Annotated in this window: 17 protein-coding genes; 5 read left to right on the forward strand and 12 right to left on the reverse strand. The window is 51.3% G+C overall.

The annotated features are described in order from the left end of the window. Positions 1-6: 6 nt before the first annotated feature. A complete protein-coding gene (gene rdgC, locus VH187_RS17505) occupies positions 7-918 on the forward strand; it encodes a recombination-associated protein RdgC (protein ID WP_329702732.1) in 912 nt (303 codons plus the stop codon). 37 nt (positions 919-955) lie between these two features. Here rdgC and ppnP read toward each other — a convergent pair whose 3' ends face one another. The 5 genes from ppnP to VH187_RS17530 all read right to left on the reverse strand — a co-directional run bounded on the left by ppnP (position 956) and on the right by VH187_RS17530 (position 3,757). After that, positions 956-1,240, reverse strand: a complete 285-nt coding sequence (gene ppnP / locus VH187_RS17510; RefSeq protein WP_329702733.1) for a pyrimidine/purine nucleoside phosphorylase — start codon at positions 1,238-1,240, stop codon at positions 956-958. Between the two features lie 83 nt (positions 1,241-1,323). Continuing rightward, positions 1,324-2,001 (reverse strand): AroM family protein, encoded by a 678-nt coding sequence (locus tag VH187_RS17515; RefSeq protein WP_329702734.1) that lies wholly within the window; start codon positions 1,999-2,001, stop codon positions 1,324-1,326. A 254-nt stretch (positions 2,002-2,255) separates the two neighbouring features. Then, positions 2,256-2,447 (reverse strand): YaiA family protein, encoded by a 192-nt coding sequence (locus tag VH187_RS17520; RefSeq protein WP_329702735.1) that lies wholly within the window; start codon positions 2,445-2,447, stop codon positions 2,256-2,258. Between the two features lie 39 nt (positions 2,448-2,486). Next, on the reverse strand, positions 2,487-3,044 hold the full coding sequence (gene aroL / locus VH187_RS17525; RefSeq protein WP_329702736.1) for a shikimate kinase AroL: 558 nt from the start codon (positions 3,042-3,044) through the stop codon (positions 2,487-2,489). Positions 3,045-3,298: 254 nt separating this feature from the next. Next, a complete protein-coding gene (locus VH187_RS17530; RefSeq protein WP_329702737.1) occupies positions 3,299-3,757 on the reverse strand; it encodes a YaiI/YqxD family protein in 459 nt (152 codons plus the stop codon). Between the two features lie 113 nt (positions 3,758-3,870). On the opposite strand from VH187_RS17530, the gene proC reads away from it, so the two are divergent. Next, the gene (gene proC / locus VH187_RS17535; RefSeq protein WP_329702738.1) at positions 3,871-4,680 is read left to right on the forward strand and encodes a pyrroline-5-carboxylate reductase; all 810 of its coding nucleotides are present in this window, start codon (positions 3,871-3,873) and stop codon (positions 4,678-4,680) included. A 50-nt stretch (positions 4,681-4,730) separates the two neighbouring features. Here the strand turns inward: proC and psiF are convergent, their stop codons facing one another. From psiF to VH187_RS17550, 3 genes are all read right to left on the reverse strand, one after another. Then, positions 4,731-5,051 (reverse strand): phosphate starvation-inducible protein PsiF, encoded by a 321-nt coding sequence (psiF, locus tag VH187_RS17540; RefSeq protein ID WP_329702739.1) that lies wholly within the window; start codon positions 5,049-5,051, stop codon positions 4,731-4,733. A gap of 166 nt (positions 5,052-5,217) precedes the next feature. Next, positions 5,218-5,478: an anti-adapter protein IraP gene (gene iraP, locus VH187_RS17545; RefSeq protein ID WP_329702740.1), complete on the reverse strand. Its 261-nt coding sequence runs from the start codon at positions 5,476-5,478 to the stop codon at positions 5,218-5,220. A gap of 195 nt (positions 5,479-5,673) precedes the next feature. After that, the gene (locus VH187_RS17550; RefSeq protein ID WP_329702741.1) at positions 5,674-6,876 is read right to left on the reverse strand and encodes a multidrug efflux MFS transporter; all 1,203 of its coding nucleotides are present in this window, start codon (positions 6,874-6,876) and stop codon (positions 5,674-5,676) included. Between the two features lie 300 nt (positions 6,877-7,176). Here VH187_RS17550 and ddlA point away from each other — a divergent pair, with 300 nt between their 5' ends. Continuing rightward, the gene (ddlA, locus tag VH187_RS17555; protein WP_329702742.1) at positions 7,177-8,277 is read left to right on the forward strand and encodes a D-alanine--D-alanine ligase; all 1,101 of its coding nucleotides are present in this window, start codon (positions 7,177-7,179) and stop codon (positions 8,275-8,277) included. Positions 8,278-8,313: 36 nt separating this feature from the next. Here ddlA and VH187_RS17560 read toward each other — a convergent pair whose 3' ends face one another. Then, on the reverse strand, positions 8,314-8,532 hold the full coding sequence (locus VH187_RS17560; protein WP_329702743.1) for a DUF2754 family protein: 219 nt from the start codon (positions 8,530-8,532) through the stop codon (positions 8,314-8,316). 277 nt (positions 8,533-8,809) lie between these two features. Here VH187_RS17560 and VH187_RS17565 point away from each other — a divergent pair, with 277 nt between their 5' ends. Further along, a complete protein-coding gene (locus tag VH187_RS17565; RefSeq protein ID WP_329702744.1) occupies positions 8,810-9,112 on the forward strand; it encodes a DUF2755 family protein in 303 nt (100 codons plus the stop codon). Here the strand turns inward: VH187_RS17565 and VH187_RS17570 are convergent. After that, entirely contained in the window at positions 9,103-10,212 is a 1,110-nt protein-coding gene (locus VH187_RS17570) for a DUF1615 domain-containing protein (RefSeq protein ID WP_329702745.1), read from the reverse strand. The genes VH187_RS17565 and VH187_RS17570 overlap by 10 nt on opposite strands. 14 nt (positions 10,213-10,226) lie before the next feature. Then, entirely contained in the window at positions 10,227-11,447 is a 1,221-nt protein-coding gene (gene sbmA / locus VH187_RS17575) for a peptide antibiotic transporter SbmA (RefSeq protein WP_329702746.1), read from the reverse strand. Between the two features lie 379 nt (positions 11,448-11,826). Here sbmA and ampH point away from each other — a divergent pair, with 379 nt between their 5' ends. Continuing rightward, positions 11,827-12,984 carry a D-alanyl-D-alanine-carboxypeptidase/endopeptidase AmpH gene (gene ampH, locus VH187_RS17580; RefSeq protein WP_329702747.1) on the forward strand — a complete coding sequence of 386 codons (1,158 nt, stop codon included), beginning with the start codon at positions 11,827-11,829 and terminating at the stop codon, positions 12,982-12,984. Positions 12,985-12,988: 4 nt separating this feature from the next. On the opposite strand, the gene VH187_RS17585 is transcribed toward ampH, so the two are convergent. After that, positions 12,989-13,606, reverse strand: a complete 618-nt coding sequence (locus tag VH187_RS17585) for a helix-turn-helix domain-containing protein (protein ID WP_329702748.1) — start codon at positions 13,604-13,606, stop codon at positions 12,989-12,991. Positions 13,607-13,624 lie beyond the last annotated feature (18 nt).

The raw sequence follows: 13,624 nt of genomic DNA on the forward strand, positions 1-13,624 counted from the left end.
ATTATCATGCTGTGGTTCAAAAATTTAATGGTTTACCGTCTTAGCCGCGACATTTCTCTGCGTGCCGATGAGATGGAAAAACAGTTAGCCGCGCTGGCGTTTACTCCCTGCGGCAGCCAGGATATGGCAAAAACCGGCTGGGTTTCGCCAATGGGTTCGCACAGTGATGCGTTCACTCATGAAGCGAACGGGCAGATCCTGATCTGCGCGCGCAAGGAAGAGAAAATTCTGCCTACTCCGGTGGTAAAACAGGCGCTGGAAGCGAAAATTCTTAAACTTGAAGCCGATCAGGGCCGCAAGCTTAAGAAAACCGAGAAAGATTCACTGAAAGACGAAGTGCTACACTCGCTGCTGCCGCGCGCTTTCAGCCGTTTTAGCCAGACCATGCTGTGGATAGACACCGTGAACGGTCTGATTATGGTCGACTGCGCCAGCGCGAAGAAAGGTGAAGATACCCTCGCGTTACTGCGTAAAACCCTCGGTTCTTTGCCGGTGGTTCCGCTGGCACTGGAAAACCCTATCGAGCTGACGCTGACCGAGTGGGTTCGCTCCGGTAACGTGGCGCAAGGTTTCCAGCTATTAGATGAAGCGGAACTGAAAGCGATCCTTGAAGATGGCGGCGTGATCCGCGCGAAGAAACAGGATCTGGTGAGCGATGAAATCGCGGTGCATATTGAAGCCGGGAAAGTCGTGACCAAGCTGGCGCTCGACTGGCAGCAACGCATTCAGTTTATGATCTGTGATGATGCGTCGATCAAACGCCTGAAATTCTGCGACGAGTTACGCGATCAGAATGAAGACATTGAGCGTGAGAATTATGATCAGCGTTTCGATGCCGACTTTATCCTGATGACCGGAGAACTGGCCGCGCTGGTGGCGAATCTGGTAGAAGGTCTGGGCGGCGAAGCTCAGCGTTAAGCAAGTGCCTTCCTGTGCAAACAGGAAGGCCTATTTTTTACAGATAACGGCAGAGATAAGAGGTCGGGTCTGCTACCTGTAAATGGAATTCACTGTGGCCCGGGACGTTAAACACTTGGCCTGCGGTGTAGGTTTTCCACTCTGTTTCACCCGGTAACAACACGTGCAGCGCTCCGCTCACAACAGTCATTTCTTCTGGCTGCGCCGTACCAAAGGTATATTCCCCTTCCGCCATTACGCCTACGCTGGCACGACCTGTGCTGCTGCTTGTAAAACCGATGGACTTCACTTTCCCGGAAAAGTACTCATTGCTTTGAAGCATAAACAGATCCTTATTGGTTTTGTCGTTGTGTACAAAACCAATATAGGGGGCGTGACAGCAAGCTGTCACGCAAAATAGTGAGATTAAACCAGCAGTTCCGCTGCAAGCCTTGCTACGAGTACATTCGACAGCAAGACAGGCACATCTAATGCTTTTTGCAGCAGATCGCGATGTTGCTGATGGAAGCCCAGGCAATCGAGCATCAGCACGTCTGCCCCTTCGCTCAGCAGTTGTTTTCCTGCGGCAATGAGTTCTTCATCCGAACCATGAATAGGGTTCGCCAGCGCGTAGCGCGGGGGATTCTGCAACGCCTGCCATTTACTGCGCTGCGCTTTCATCAGTTCGGGAATCGGAACGATAACGCCCACCTGATGCCCGTCCACGATAGAACTGACCAGCGGCGGAATAATGCGTTGTGGCTCGATGAGAATGGCGTTGCGGGCAACCAGGCCTTTGATCGGCGCTGTACTCATAAAGAGAATAACGTCGAAGTCCTGGTTATCCAGCACTTCAACCACTGACTGCAAATCGCGCTCGACCTTTTTGCGTGAGACTTCAACCAGTTGGTTATCATTCAGAAGAGTGATGAGAGCCTCTTCTTCGTCATCGACGGCGTATTCTTCCATGACCGCTTCGCGTGTCATTTTGCCCAAAAGACTGACATGGGTAATTTGATCTTCCTTGATGTGCTCTGTTAATAGCGGCAACACCTCACGCAACGGGACCACTCCGATGGTAAGAATCGCCAAAGTCGCACTCATGTTATTTACCTTTTATCACGACAATCACTGCTTCAATACAGGCTTACCGCTGACTGACAGCCCCCTGGATGGCTAAGAAAACAACCGTTCAGAAGCGTAGCAGCTTCCCTTTCAGGCTGTTTGTAAAGATTCCAGATAGCTCCAGTTCACTCCAGCAATATCTTGAGCTTAACGTTTTATTAACATTTAGTTTAGCTAAAAAGTGTGATTTACGCCCGCTCTGAGCAGGCGTTTCATCTTAAAAATGGGGGGTATCAGGATTTACCAGGATCTTCATAACGCCGTTTGGCGTCGAGGGCTTCTGCCTCTGTGGGGTGTTCGCTAATAAGCGAGTCTGGTTTTGGGTGGTCGGCACGTAATTCGTACCAGGTTACTGACTGGCCCGGTTCACCTTTTTCAACAGTGACAATACGGGCCTGGCGTGGATAAGGGGGATTTGACGGCATAGCTCTTCCTCTTGCGGTTCAGAGCTTTAAGTATAGGCGCTAGCCAGCCGTTGCCGAATTTAGCGGAGCGGAAGATGCGCGAGCGGCAGAAATTAACGCCAAAATTTGTGCGACGACATCATCCGGCTCACAGGCGGCATCGACGGTGAAATGGGCCGTTTCTCGGTACAGCGCATCGCGCTGGGCCAATACTTCACGCACTTCTTCGCTGATGGGTTTGCCGGTGAGCGTTGGACGCTGTGATTCTTCCGGGAAAGCTTCCAGACGCCCGGCAAGCACTGCGACAGGTGCTTTCAGATAAATCACAATGCCCTGCGCACGCAAAAATTCACGATTCACGGGTGCCAGAATGATACCGCCGCCCGTGGCTATCACGGATTGCGGCTCAGCGACGGACTGGAGTGTCTTGGTTTCCAGCGCCCGAAACGCAGGCCAGCCCTCTTTCGCCACAATATCGGCAATGCTCATTTGTGCGCGCTGCTGAAGGATAAGATCGGTGTCGATGAATGCAAACTTGCAGGTTTCGGCGAGCTTTTGCCCGACCGTGGTTTTACCGCAGCCGCGGGCGCCGATAAGAAAAATAGGCTGTGTCGTCACTGAAAATCCCCCTGGTACTGCGGTAATACAGGCCGTGCGAATAAGCTGATGATAATATCATCAAACTAGTACGCACGTAAGTGTAAAATAAAAATGACACCCTAGAATGACACCCTCACGCTTTAGCTATCTTGATTGGTGAGTTTATCGCAATGGAGTGTAAAGAAATAATGTCACTGATTGTTGCGACAACCTTACATGACATAACCCGCGTTTGACAAGCCTGCCCGGCGGCAAAAGCAGCGACCGCCTGATTAATTCTGTCCGCGTTTAAGCGCCAGCAGCCATTTGTCGAGTTCTGCGGCAAACTGCTGGCGATCACGTTGGGATAAACTGTCGGGACCGCCGGTCTGGATCCCACTGGCACGCATCGTGTCCATAAAATCACGCATCGTCAGCCGTTCACGGATGGTTGCGTGACTGTAGCGCTCGCCGCGTGGATTCAGTGCCGCACCGCCTTTTTCCAGCACTTCCGCTGCCAGCGGAATATCAGCGGTGATCACCAGATCGCCCGGCTGACACTGACGCACGATTTCGTTATCGGCGACATCAAACCCCGCCGGAACGCGCATTGCGCGGATAAAACGCGAAGGCGGCACGCGCAGGTTCTGGTTCGCCACCAGCGTAACCGGCGTTTGCGTTCTGTCTGCTGCGCGGAACAGAATCTCTTTAATCACATTCGGACACGCATCCGCATCAACCCAAATCTGCATACTCACTCCTGAATAAAATGACCGGGGTATTGTCGCCTGCTTTCTTCTCCCGGCAAAGCCACAAGATGATAAGCTAATACGCATTATCAAAAAAACGCTGAGGGAGAGACAGAATGGATAAGAAAATCGGATTCATCGGCTGCGGTAATATGGGCAAAGCCATTCTTGGTGGCTTGCTCGCCAGCGGCCAGGTGCAGCCCGCACAAATTTGGGTCTATACGCCATCGCCGGACAAAGTCGCGGCCTTGCACGATCAGTATGGCATCAACGAGGCGCAAAGCGCGCAAGAGGTCGCACAAGTCGCCGATATTGTTTTCGGCGCGGTGAAGCCCGCGATGATGACCAAAGTGCTGGGCGATGTCGCATCCAGCTTCAATAAAGACACGCTGGTCGTTTCGATTGCCGCAGGCGTTACGCTGGATCAACTCGCCCGCGCGCTCGGTCACGATCGTAAAATTATTCGTGCGATGCCAAACACACCGTCTTTAGTGAAAGCCGGGATGACGTCCGTCACGCCAAACGCGCTGGTCACCAGCGAAGAGGTCGCCGATGTGGTGACGATTTTCCGCTGCTTTGGTGAAGCCGAAGTGATCGCCGAACCGATGATTCATCCGGTTGTGGGTGTCAGCGGTTCTGCCCCGGCCTATGTGTTCATGTTTATCGAAGCGATGGCAGACGCCGCTGTTCTGGGCGGTATGCCACGTGCGCAGGCTTATAAATTTGCTGCTCAGGCGGTGATGGGCTCAGCCAAAATGGTGCTGGAAACCGGCATTCATCCGGGTGAACTGAAAGATATGGTGTGCTCGCCAGGCGGCACGACGATTGAAGCAGTTCGCGTGCTGGAGGAAAAAGGTTTCCGCTCAGCCGTGATCGAGGCAATGGTCAGTTGCATGGAAAAGTCAGAGAAATTGAGCAAAGCCTGACAATTACGGGTGAACTGCTTTGACGGTTCACCCGCTATTTCACATCAACACTAGCCTGTTTTCTTCAAACACGCGCTCATGAATTTATTACGATCGTCACCTTTCAGCGATTGCTGAGTGGCGGTGGCATTACATTCACGCATTTTTTGCTGTTGCGGCGTCAGGCTTTTTTCCGCCGGTTTAGAACTGCTGTTTTTCAGACAGTCGCTCATGTAGGTTTTTCGTTCATCGCCTTTCAGCGTTTTTGACGTCGCCTGTTGATTACAGGTGGTCATTCGCTGTTGTTGCGGGGTCATCGTTTTTTCTGCTGCCCCCACCGTGGTAAGAAACACCAGACCGAACATGAGGGTAACCAGTAATGTTATTTTCATTGCACCATCCTTCTGTGAGGGGATCTCAATAAGTCTGGTCGCTGATACGAAAAAAACCACCTTCGCGGGCGAAATTAACGATAAAACACAGTGAATAACGTCTGAAAGAAGAGTGAAATAGCGACGACGACAACATTCATCGCCGCCATACAATACGGCACACGCTTTAACTACGCGGATGCCGTAATAGCTTTTTTATATACTGATGCAGTAATTCGGTATCGTGCTCTGGAACCTGTAATGCAGGTTTGGCTTCATCCAGCGCGGCTTCAATATCCGTTATCAATGCTTGTTGTTCTGGCTGTCGCATATGCCGCAGCAGCGCGGTCACAACGATTTCCAGCGCCTCTACCTGAGCGACCAACTCCTTTGATTCTTCTTCCTTTTCTGCAAGCTTAACCAACAATTCTGCAATCAGATTTTTCATGGCGAGACTTCCTTATGAGAATGCCTGAGACGGTAGCACCGATGATCCGTAATGCATAGCCGGTATAAGAATTATTTTATAAAATCCGGATTATGCAAATAGAATTGGTAGCGAAACGTTTCTCTCAAAGGATTAAGCCCTACTAAAGATTGGGGGCAGCAATAATTAATATTCTACCCCCACAGAGTTAGCGACTTAATTAAGGGGAATTCGCTGGCGTCGGCGCAACATAATGGCGAGCTGCACCAAATTGATAAGAACCACGATAGCGGTCGCCACAAATACCCAGCGGAAGCCTGCCATCGCTGATACCGAAGCGCCAATCAGCGGCCCGACAACGTTGCCCAGATACATGAACGACTGGTTATATCCGAAGATACGCCCGGTAACCTGATCGCTGGAATATTTAAGCAGCAGAGTTTGTACCGCCGGTAACATCGCGCCATCGGCAAAGCCCAACAGAAAACGCAGTACGCCCAGTTGAAAAGGTGTGGTGACAAAAGACATCGCGAAGAACATCACCACAGCGCAAAACAGCGTGGCTAAAAGAATGCGATGCGCACCAATACGGTCGCCGAGTTTGCCCAGCCGAGGCGCTGACATTAGCGCTGAAACCCCTGGCACTGCGGCGATCATCCCGGCAAGAAACGCAATGTTGGTGCTTTCCGGTGCCATCGATTTAATAAATAGCGCCAGAATGGGCCCGATGGATCCATTACACAACTGAATGACCATCGTGGTGAAGAAGAGGCTAATCACGAGGCCAGGATAAGTCAGAGAAGCAAACACCGCTTTGCCGCTAAGCCGATCGGCTTTGTTAATTTGCGGACGAGCGCCTTCTTTAATCAAAAACAGCGTGACCAAAAAACTGACCGTTAACAGGATCGCGGTAATGAAAAACACGGCGCGCAGCCCCACGTGATCCGCGAGAAAACCACCCAATAACGGCCCACCGATCACGCCGCTGATTTGCGCCGTCGACAATGTGCTTAATGCCCAGCCACTGCGTTCACGCGGCACTTGTGACGCCACAAGCGCCATGGCATTCGGGATGTAGCCCGAAGTCAGCCCCATGATCGCCCGCAGAATAAACAGCTGCCAGACGTTAGTGGCAAACGCCTGTAATAGAATGGCAATCGCCATCCCGAGAGACGCGCGCAGCAACATCAGTTTGCGCCCTTTTCGGTCAGCAAGACTGCCCCACATTGGGGAAACGATGGCGGAAACCAGAAACGTCACGCTGAACGTCAGACCGGACCACATTGACAGGGCTTCGTGCGACGTCACCCCAAGTTGGGAGACATACAGCGGCAAAAAAGGCAGGATTTGACTGATGGCAAGACCGGTAAAGAAGCAGCCAAACCAGACGGAAATAAGGTTAACCTTCCAGGATTCCATAACTACGCGTATTCATTCGTTTTTGGTGTGTATTGTCCAGCATAGCAAGCACGCAGTCTGCTTGTATGGCGCGAGGTGCGTTCAAAGGGAGTTTGGTGTTTTATTTTACCATTTTGCATCAGTGTGATTTATATCACGAAAAATGGCGTAGTTTGCAGAGGGTTATGCTCGCCGTAGCGCCCGGATGACAACCAAAGCAGCAGAATATTTTCCGCTGTGGCAAAACTAAGATTGTGGCAGAAGCGACTGAATTGACGTGCTATGGTATCGGCTTTGTATTTTCTGTGGATGGATGTGGAAATGGCTAAGTTGCGGGTTGGGGTCGTCTTTGGCGGTAAATCAGCGGAACATGAAGTCTCTTTGCAGTCGGCAAAGAACATTGTCGAAGCGATGGATAAGACGCGATTTGACGTGGTGTTGCTGGGCATTGATAAGCAGGGCCAATGGCATATTAACGATGCCAGTAACTATCTGCTGAACGCGCAAGATCCGGCCCGAATTGCCCTGCGCCCTTCCGACATTACGCTGGCCCAAATCCCCGGAAAAATGTCAGAGCAGTTGATTAACGCCGAAAGCGGTGAAGCGCTGCCTGCCATCGACGTTATTTTCCCGATTGTGCACGGTACGCTCGGCGAAGACGGTTCCTTGCAGGGCATGCTGCGTATGGCAAATTTGCCGTTTGTGGGCTCCGACGTGCTGAGCTCTGCGGCCTGTATGGATAAAGACGTGACCAAACGCCTGCTGCGCGATGCCGGGCTGGCAATTGCGCCATTCGTAACATTAACCCGAGCAAACCGAGAGAAATTCAGCTTCGCTGACGTGAAAGAGAAACTGGGCCTGCCGCTGTTCGTCAAACCAGCCAACCAGGGTTCGTCCGTAGGTGTAAGCAAAGTGAAAACCGAAGAGCAGTACCAGCAAGCCGTCGCGCTGGCATTCGAGTTTGACCATAAAGTGGTGGTGGAAACCGGCATTAACGGGCGCGAAATCGAATGTGCTGTACTCGGCAACGACGATCCTCAGGCCAGCACCTGCGGCGAGATTGTGCTGAATAGCGAGTTTTACGCTTACGACACGAAATACATCGACGGCAACGGTGCGAAAGTGGTGGTCCCTGCCGCCATTGACTCAGCAGTAAACGATAAAATTCGCCAGACGGCAATTGAGGCGTATCAGGCATTGGGTTGCAGTGGAATGGCGCGCGTGGATGTATTTTTAACCGCAGAAAATGACGTCATCATTAATGAAATCAACACGCTGCCGGGCTTCACTAATATCAGCATGTATCCAAAACTGTGGCAGGCAAGCGGTCTGGATTATACCAGTCTGATCACTCGCCTGATTGAGTTGGCACTGGAACGTCATCAGGCGAATACGGCGCTGAAAACCACCATGAACGCGTAGTTTTCTGCTAATCGGGCCGTGATAACACGGCCCGTTTTACGCCTCTGTCGTCTCTTTTTCTTCAACCGGGCGACGCGGAATAATAAACTTCGCCAGCCAGAAACTGATAACCCACGTCACCATCCCGACGGCATAAGTTTGCCAGCCCTTCGCTTCAAAGCCCAACAGCCCGACCACACCGTTGAGTATAAAAATCAGGCCGATGGCAAACGCATAGTAGTGCCAGTCGCGGCGAATTTTATCAGGCAGTTTCATAACAACTCCGCAAATGAAAACACTATCCTCGCACATTCCCACGTAGCCGTCTGCGCGGTGGTTAGCAAATATTTAACACCCACTGATTTCACTTAAGGAACGACTTTGTGACGCAGGCGGTAAAAAACCAAAATAAGAGCATTCTCTGAGTCAAATTACCACGAATCTGATATTGACAATCACCATCTACTGTCACACTCGTTCCAATAGATTCTGGCATCTGCCAGCAGAAAGAAGACTGACAGAGTCAGAGTGAAAGTAGTATCAGGAGGTCGTTATGACTGAGTTCACCTTATCCAGGGCGATTATTGCCGGGAAAAAAAAGGAATCCTCCACACCAGGTAATATCGCTTATGCGCTGTTCGTCCTGTTTTGTTTTTGGGCGGGCGCGCAGCTGTTAAACCTGCTGGTCCATGCTCCGGGCGTGTTTGAGCATTTAATGCAGGTGCAGGACAGTGACCGCCCACGTGTAGAAATTGGGCTGGCCGTCGGCACACTGTTTGGACTGGTTCCCTTCCTTGTTGGCTGCGCGGTGCTTGGCGTGGTTGGCCTTATTATGCGCTGGCGTCGTTATTTCTGACCCATCGCCATACAGTTAGCCCGGCGATCGTCCACACGTTTTGCAAACCATGCGGTGGTGAGATTACGCGTGATCTTCGGGCTTTCAAGCTGGATCCCTGGCAGCATTTCGTGCACTAACGCCTTTCCGGTTTTCGCTTGTGCCAGTTTATAAACACCCCGGTACAAATCCGTTTCCTCAAACGCCTGGCTGTCGCCTTTTTTCAATTGCTGATGGATTTCGCTGTTACTCATCGACAATTTAGACGCCAGCTTCTGCACCGCAATTTCTGTTTTCCCGGGTTCATCGCTGTCGTAGCGAACCAAATCTCCGTCCAGCGCTAACTTCACACCACTCGCCTTGCTGACAGCATTCTGGAATGCCGCATTGCGACTGGCGTACCAACCCGCGTTGAAATCCGCAAATCGGTACAGGGGTGCGGAATAGCTCGCCGGATAGTTGAGCAGATGGTAGGTGCCAAACCACAGTCCCCCCCGCAGAGAGAACACTTCCTGACGCACAGTGCCCTCCATTTTCCACGGATAACCGTTTTCATGTGCTTGCGCGAAGGCGATGCTGACCTGCATCGGGCCGCCGGTATGCACTGGATTTAGCGAACCAAACAACGTTTGCCCCATCGGCACCATACCAATGAAGTCATCAAAAATGGCGCTCAGTTGCTTTTCGGTTTTGACCGTATCAAGGCGTTCGCTGTAGGTTTTTCCGTTTGGCGAGGTGATTTTCAGTGCCGTGTGGACCAAAAAAACCGGGACATGCATATTCTGCGCGCGGCGATCGATTTCCTGCCAGGCGATTTTGCTTAACCCCGGCACGACCGGATCGGCCTGATAATTCGATTCCTGCTGCGCAACCGCCAGCACCGAACAGACATTTTCTTCGGTCGGCGCCAGCTTCTGGCTCTCAAACGCCCTGGCGATGCTTTGCGCCCATTCTTCACGGTCTTTTACACTGGCTGGCATTTTCTGCCGAACCACGGTGGCAACATCCACCGGTTTTTCGCCTTCTTTCAATACCGGCTTTTGGCTGGTACAACCCGCCAGAATCAATCCGGCGAGCAGCGTAAGTGAGGTTGAAACCTTGCGTGTTGTGGCTATCGCCATCGTGCTTCCCTGTTTTAGCTAAAAGATTGTGTGACTTCCTGCTCTGGCATGTTGTCCAACTCTCGCTCGAAACTGCGTAGACGTTTGTAGATGGACATCAGTTCCACCAGCGTGGTCCAGGAGTTGATCAAGTACTGGAATGAATTGCTGACCTGGCCAAACGCACTCAGAATTTGCTGCATGATACCTAACGTCAGGGCACCTGCGGCAATAGACGGGAAGAGCAGGAACAGACCGAAGACTGTATCTGCCTGCAGATACAGTATGCGTGCAATATTAAAGTACATGTAGTGGAAATAAAGGCGGAAATAGTTACGTCGAACCGCTGAAAATAGCTCTTGCACCGTCGGTGGCGCCGCACGTGCCGGATCGTCTTCGCCGTACACCAGCTCTTTACGATAAGCCGCCTCGACGCGCTGATTCTTGAAATTCAGACCAGGTAATTTGATCCCAACCAGCGCCAGGATACCGGTGCCTAAAATCGACCACACGATCGCGGCCAGTACCAGACCATAAGGAACATGCCCAATAATCGGCATGTCCTGCACGTGTGGAGAGAGAGCAACCAGAACGGGCAAGAAGGCAATCAACGTCATTACCGCGTTAATCAAACTCACCCCCATATCCTCAAGGGTTGTCGAAAAACGCATGGTGTCTTCCTGCACACGCTGTGCGGCACCTTCAATATGGCGCAGGCGCTGCCAATGACTCATATAGTATTCGTTCATCGCCGAGCGCCAACGAAACACGTAGTGGCTGACGAAGAACAGGTTCAACACCCCTACCACCACAGCAATCAACGCGATGGTCAAGAAGATAGAAGTTTCACTGTAAAGCTGGCTGATAGAGACGCTGCCGGGTTTACTTAACGCGCGCTGAATAAGATCCCAAAAAGGCACATACCAGGCGTTGATGGCGACACTCACCTCAACGCTAAACCAGGTCACAAAGATAATCAGCGAGGTTCCGAGAATTGACCAGTACTGCCAGCGATGAGGCGAATAAACGAACCAGAATAGAGTGAACACGCCAACACAAAACAGATAATAAGCGTAGAAAACAAAGAAATTCAGTGACCAGAATCGCGACGCGCTAACGGGAACCGTTTCCGAGGCTCCCGTCATTTGCTGCAACCAGTGGCTACCGCCAAGCTGCCAAAAAACCACAGCGATCAGTGCCCAAATCACAGCCGAAAGGAAAAAGGGTCCCGGCTTAGGGAAAAAAGACTTAAACATACATGCTCTCCTGCTAAATTCTTATCGTTTTAAGGTTGCTGTGTAACCAGGAAGTCCGCCGCGACAGCAGCCGCAGCAAAAAGTCACGCTGGGTGAACGTCAAATGAGACCAGGGAGAAAAGGCTTAGTTCGCGGACCATTGAGCCACAATTGTTTCCACGAGTTTCACCGACATCATTTGCTCCGTAACTGTCTGTGAAGGTGGAGAGTATCATACGCGTGAGTTCACAAAAGCGCGTAAAGGAGTGTAGGAAAAATATTCAGATTTACCCGCCGTTACGTTTTTATTGCGAAAAACCCTCGTAAAGGCGCTTTGCAAGCGGCCGTTTAATAGTATAAATACGCATTAACTTTTCATTTCAATTCATGGATGCTTTCCTTGAAACGTAGTCTGCTCCTTCTTGCCGCGCTGTGTGCTGCATCATTACCTGTGGCTCAGGCCGCACAAACTTCTCCGGATCCGGTTTTCGCGTCAGACATTGTCGATCGTTACGCCAATCATATCTATTACGGCAGCGGCGCTACCGGCATGGCTTTGGTGGTGATTGACGGTAACCAGCGTGTGTTTCGCAGCTTCGGGGAAACCCGCCCTGGGAACAATGTTCATCCGCAGCTGGACTCCGTCATACGCATTGCTTCATTGAGCAAATTGATGACCAGTGAAATGCTGGTGAAGTTGTTAGATCAAGGCACGGTGAAACTCAACGATCCGCTGAGTAAATATGCACCACCCGGTGCCAGCGTGCCGACATACCAGGGTAAGCCCATTACATTGGTGAATCTTGCGACGCACACCAGCAGCCTGCCGCGTGAGCAACCAGGGGGTGCCGCGCACCGTCCGGTCTTCGTCTGGCCAACCCACAATCAGCGGTGGAACTGGCTTACCACTGCATCGTTAACTAAGGCACCAGGCACTCAGGCGGCTTATTCGAATCTGGCATTTGACCTTCTTGCCGATGCGCTGAGCACTGCAGCAGGAAAACCCTACCCGCAGTTGTTTGAAGAGCAAATCACTCGCCCATTGGGTATGAAGGACACCACATTTACGCCTTCACCCGATCAGTGTCAGCGCCTGATGGTCGCACAGAAAGGAGCCAGTCCTTGCAATAACACACTGGCGGCGATTGGTAGCGGCGGCGTTTACTCTACACCTGGCGACATGATGCGCTGGATGCAACAGTTCCTCTCTTCTGACTTTTATACCCGCAATCAACAAGCCGATCGGATGCAGACGCTTATCTATCAGCGTAGCCAGTTAACGCGTGTGATTGGTATGGATGTACCGGGTAAAGCGGATGCGCTTGGCATGGGATGGGTTTATATGGCACCGAAAAACGGGCGTCCGGGAATTATTCAGAAAACCGGCGGCGGTGGCGGATTCATCACTTACATGGCCATGATCCCTGAGCATAATGTTGGGGCGTTCGTGGTCGTGACGCGTTCCTCACTTACACGCTTTATCAATATGAGCGATGGTATTAACGATTTAGTGGCGGAACTCAGCGGTAATAAACCCTTGGTTGTTCCCGCTTCTTAAGATTTCAATACTCAAGAGGCAAGCGGTTTACTGACACCAGCTTGCCCTTATTCATTTCGATATAATTTCCGGCACGCAATGCAGCAAGCACTTCAGCAATGACCGAACGGGAAATATGAGTGCGTTGTTGGATATAGTGCATCACACCCACCCTGGCACGCAGTGAAATATCCCACTCTGACATCACCTGCAACGTAGCTCTGATTTGGCTATAGGAATTTTTGCCAATCAATTGAGCATCACGAACTTCCTGTGCTTTGTAGATCCAGCTAACCCAGTGAAAAGCCTCACGCCATAGCTGGTGCTGATCCAATAGGCTCCTACATTGCAATCCATCGAGTTGATAAACCTCACATGGCGTCAGCGCAGTAAGCTGATAATCCTCACCTCTTGCCTCAAATAACTCAGGTAATCCAAGAATCAATGGAGAAGAACTGATCGCGACCAGAATATCTTCCTGAACCCGTTCTATTTTGAATATTCCCTCGCGCACAACAGTCACGACAGACCCATTAGTGTGGAGGTTTAGCGTATCCTGGGGAGAAAGCGTTAGGATTGAAGCCAAAGGTAAAAAGTGTTGATCAAGTGCATCAAATGCGGAAAGGGGTTTTACAGCCAACATGCAAGTGTCACATCCTGT

Source organism: Scandinavium sp. (genome assembly GCF_036271055.1).
Taxonomy (GTDB): domain Bacteria; phylum Pseudomonadota; class Gammaproteobacteria; order Enterobacterales; family Enterobacteriaceae; genus Scandinavium.

Excerpts from the sequence above, each read along its gene's own strand:
- VH187_RS17550 (WP_329702741.1), bottom strand. The coding sequence starts at position 6,876 with ATGGAATCCTGGAAGGTTAACCTTATTTCCGTCTGGTTTGGCTGCTTC.
- iraP (WP_329702740.1), bottom strand. The coding sequence starts at position 5,478 with ATGAAAAATCTGATTGCAGAATTGTTGGTTAAGCTTGCAGAAAAGGAA.
- proC (WP_329702738.1), top strand. The coding sequence starts at position 3,871 with ATGGATAAGAAAATCGGATTCATCGGCTGCGGTAATATGGGCAAAGCC.
- VH187_RS17565 (WP_329702744.1), top strand. The coding sequence starts at position 8,810 with ATGACTGAGTTCACCTTATCCAGGGCGATTATTGCCGGGAAAAAAAAG.
- ppnP (WP_329702733.1), bottom strand. The coding sequence starts at position 1,240 with ATGCTTCAAAGCAATGAGTACTTTTCCGGGAAAGTGAAGTCCATCGGT.
- VH187_RS17560 (WP_329702743.1), bottom strand. The coding sequence starts at position 8,532 with ATGAAACTGCCTGATAAAATTCGCCGCGACTGGCACTACTATGCGTTT.
- ddlA (WP_329702742.1), top strand. The coding sequence starts at position 7,177 with ATGGCTAAGTTGCGGGTTGGGGTCGTCTTTGGCGGTAAATCAGCGGAA.
- VH187_RS17570 (WP_329702745.1), bottom strand. The coding sequence starts at position 10,212 with ATGGCGATAGCCACAACACGCAAGGTTTCAACCTCACTTACGCTGCTC.
- psiF (WP_329702739.1), bottom strand. The coding sequence starts at position 5,051 with ATGAAAATAACATTACTGGTTACCCTCATGTTCGGTCTGGTGTTTCTT.
- sbmA (WP_329702746.1), bottom strand. The coding sequence starts at position 11,447 with ATGTTTAAGTCTTTTTTCCCTAAGCCGGGACCCTTTTTCCTTTCGGCT.
- VH187_RS17530 (WP_329702737.1), bottom strand. The coding sequence starts at position 3,757 with ATGCAGATTTGGGTTGATGCGGATGCGTGTCCGAATGTGATTAAAGAG.
- VH187_RS17515 (WP_329702734.1), bottom strand. The coding sequence starts at position 2,001 with ATGAGTGCGACTTTGGCGATTCTTACCATCGGAGTGGTCCCGTTGCGT.
- VH187_RS17520 (WP_329702735.1), bottom strand. The coding sequence starts at position 2,447 with ATGCCGTCAAATCCCCCTTATCCACGCCAGGCCCGTATTGTCACTGTT.
- VH187_RS17585 (WP_329702748.1), bottom strand. The coding sequence starts at position 13,606 with ATGTTGGCTGTAAAACCCCTTTCCGCATTTGATGCACTTGATCAACAC.
- rdgC (WP_329702732.1), top strand. The coding sequence starts at position 7 with ATGCTGTGGTTCAAAAATTTAATGGTTTACCGTCTTAGCCGCGACATT.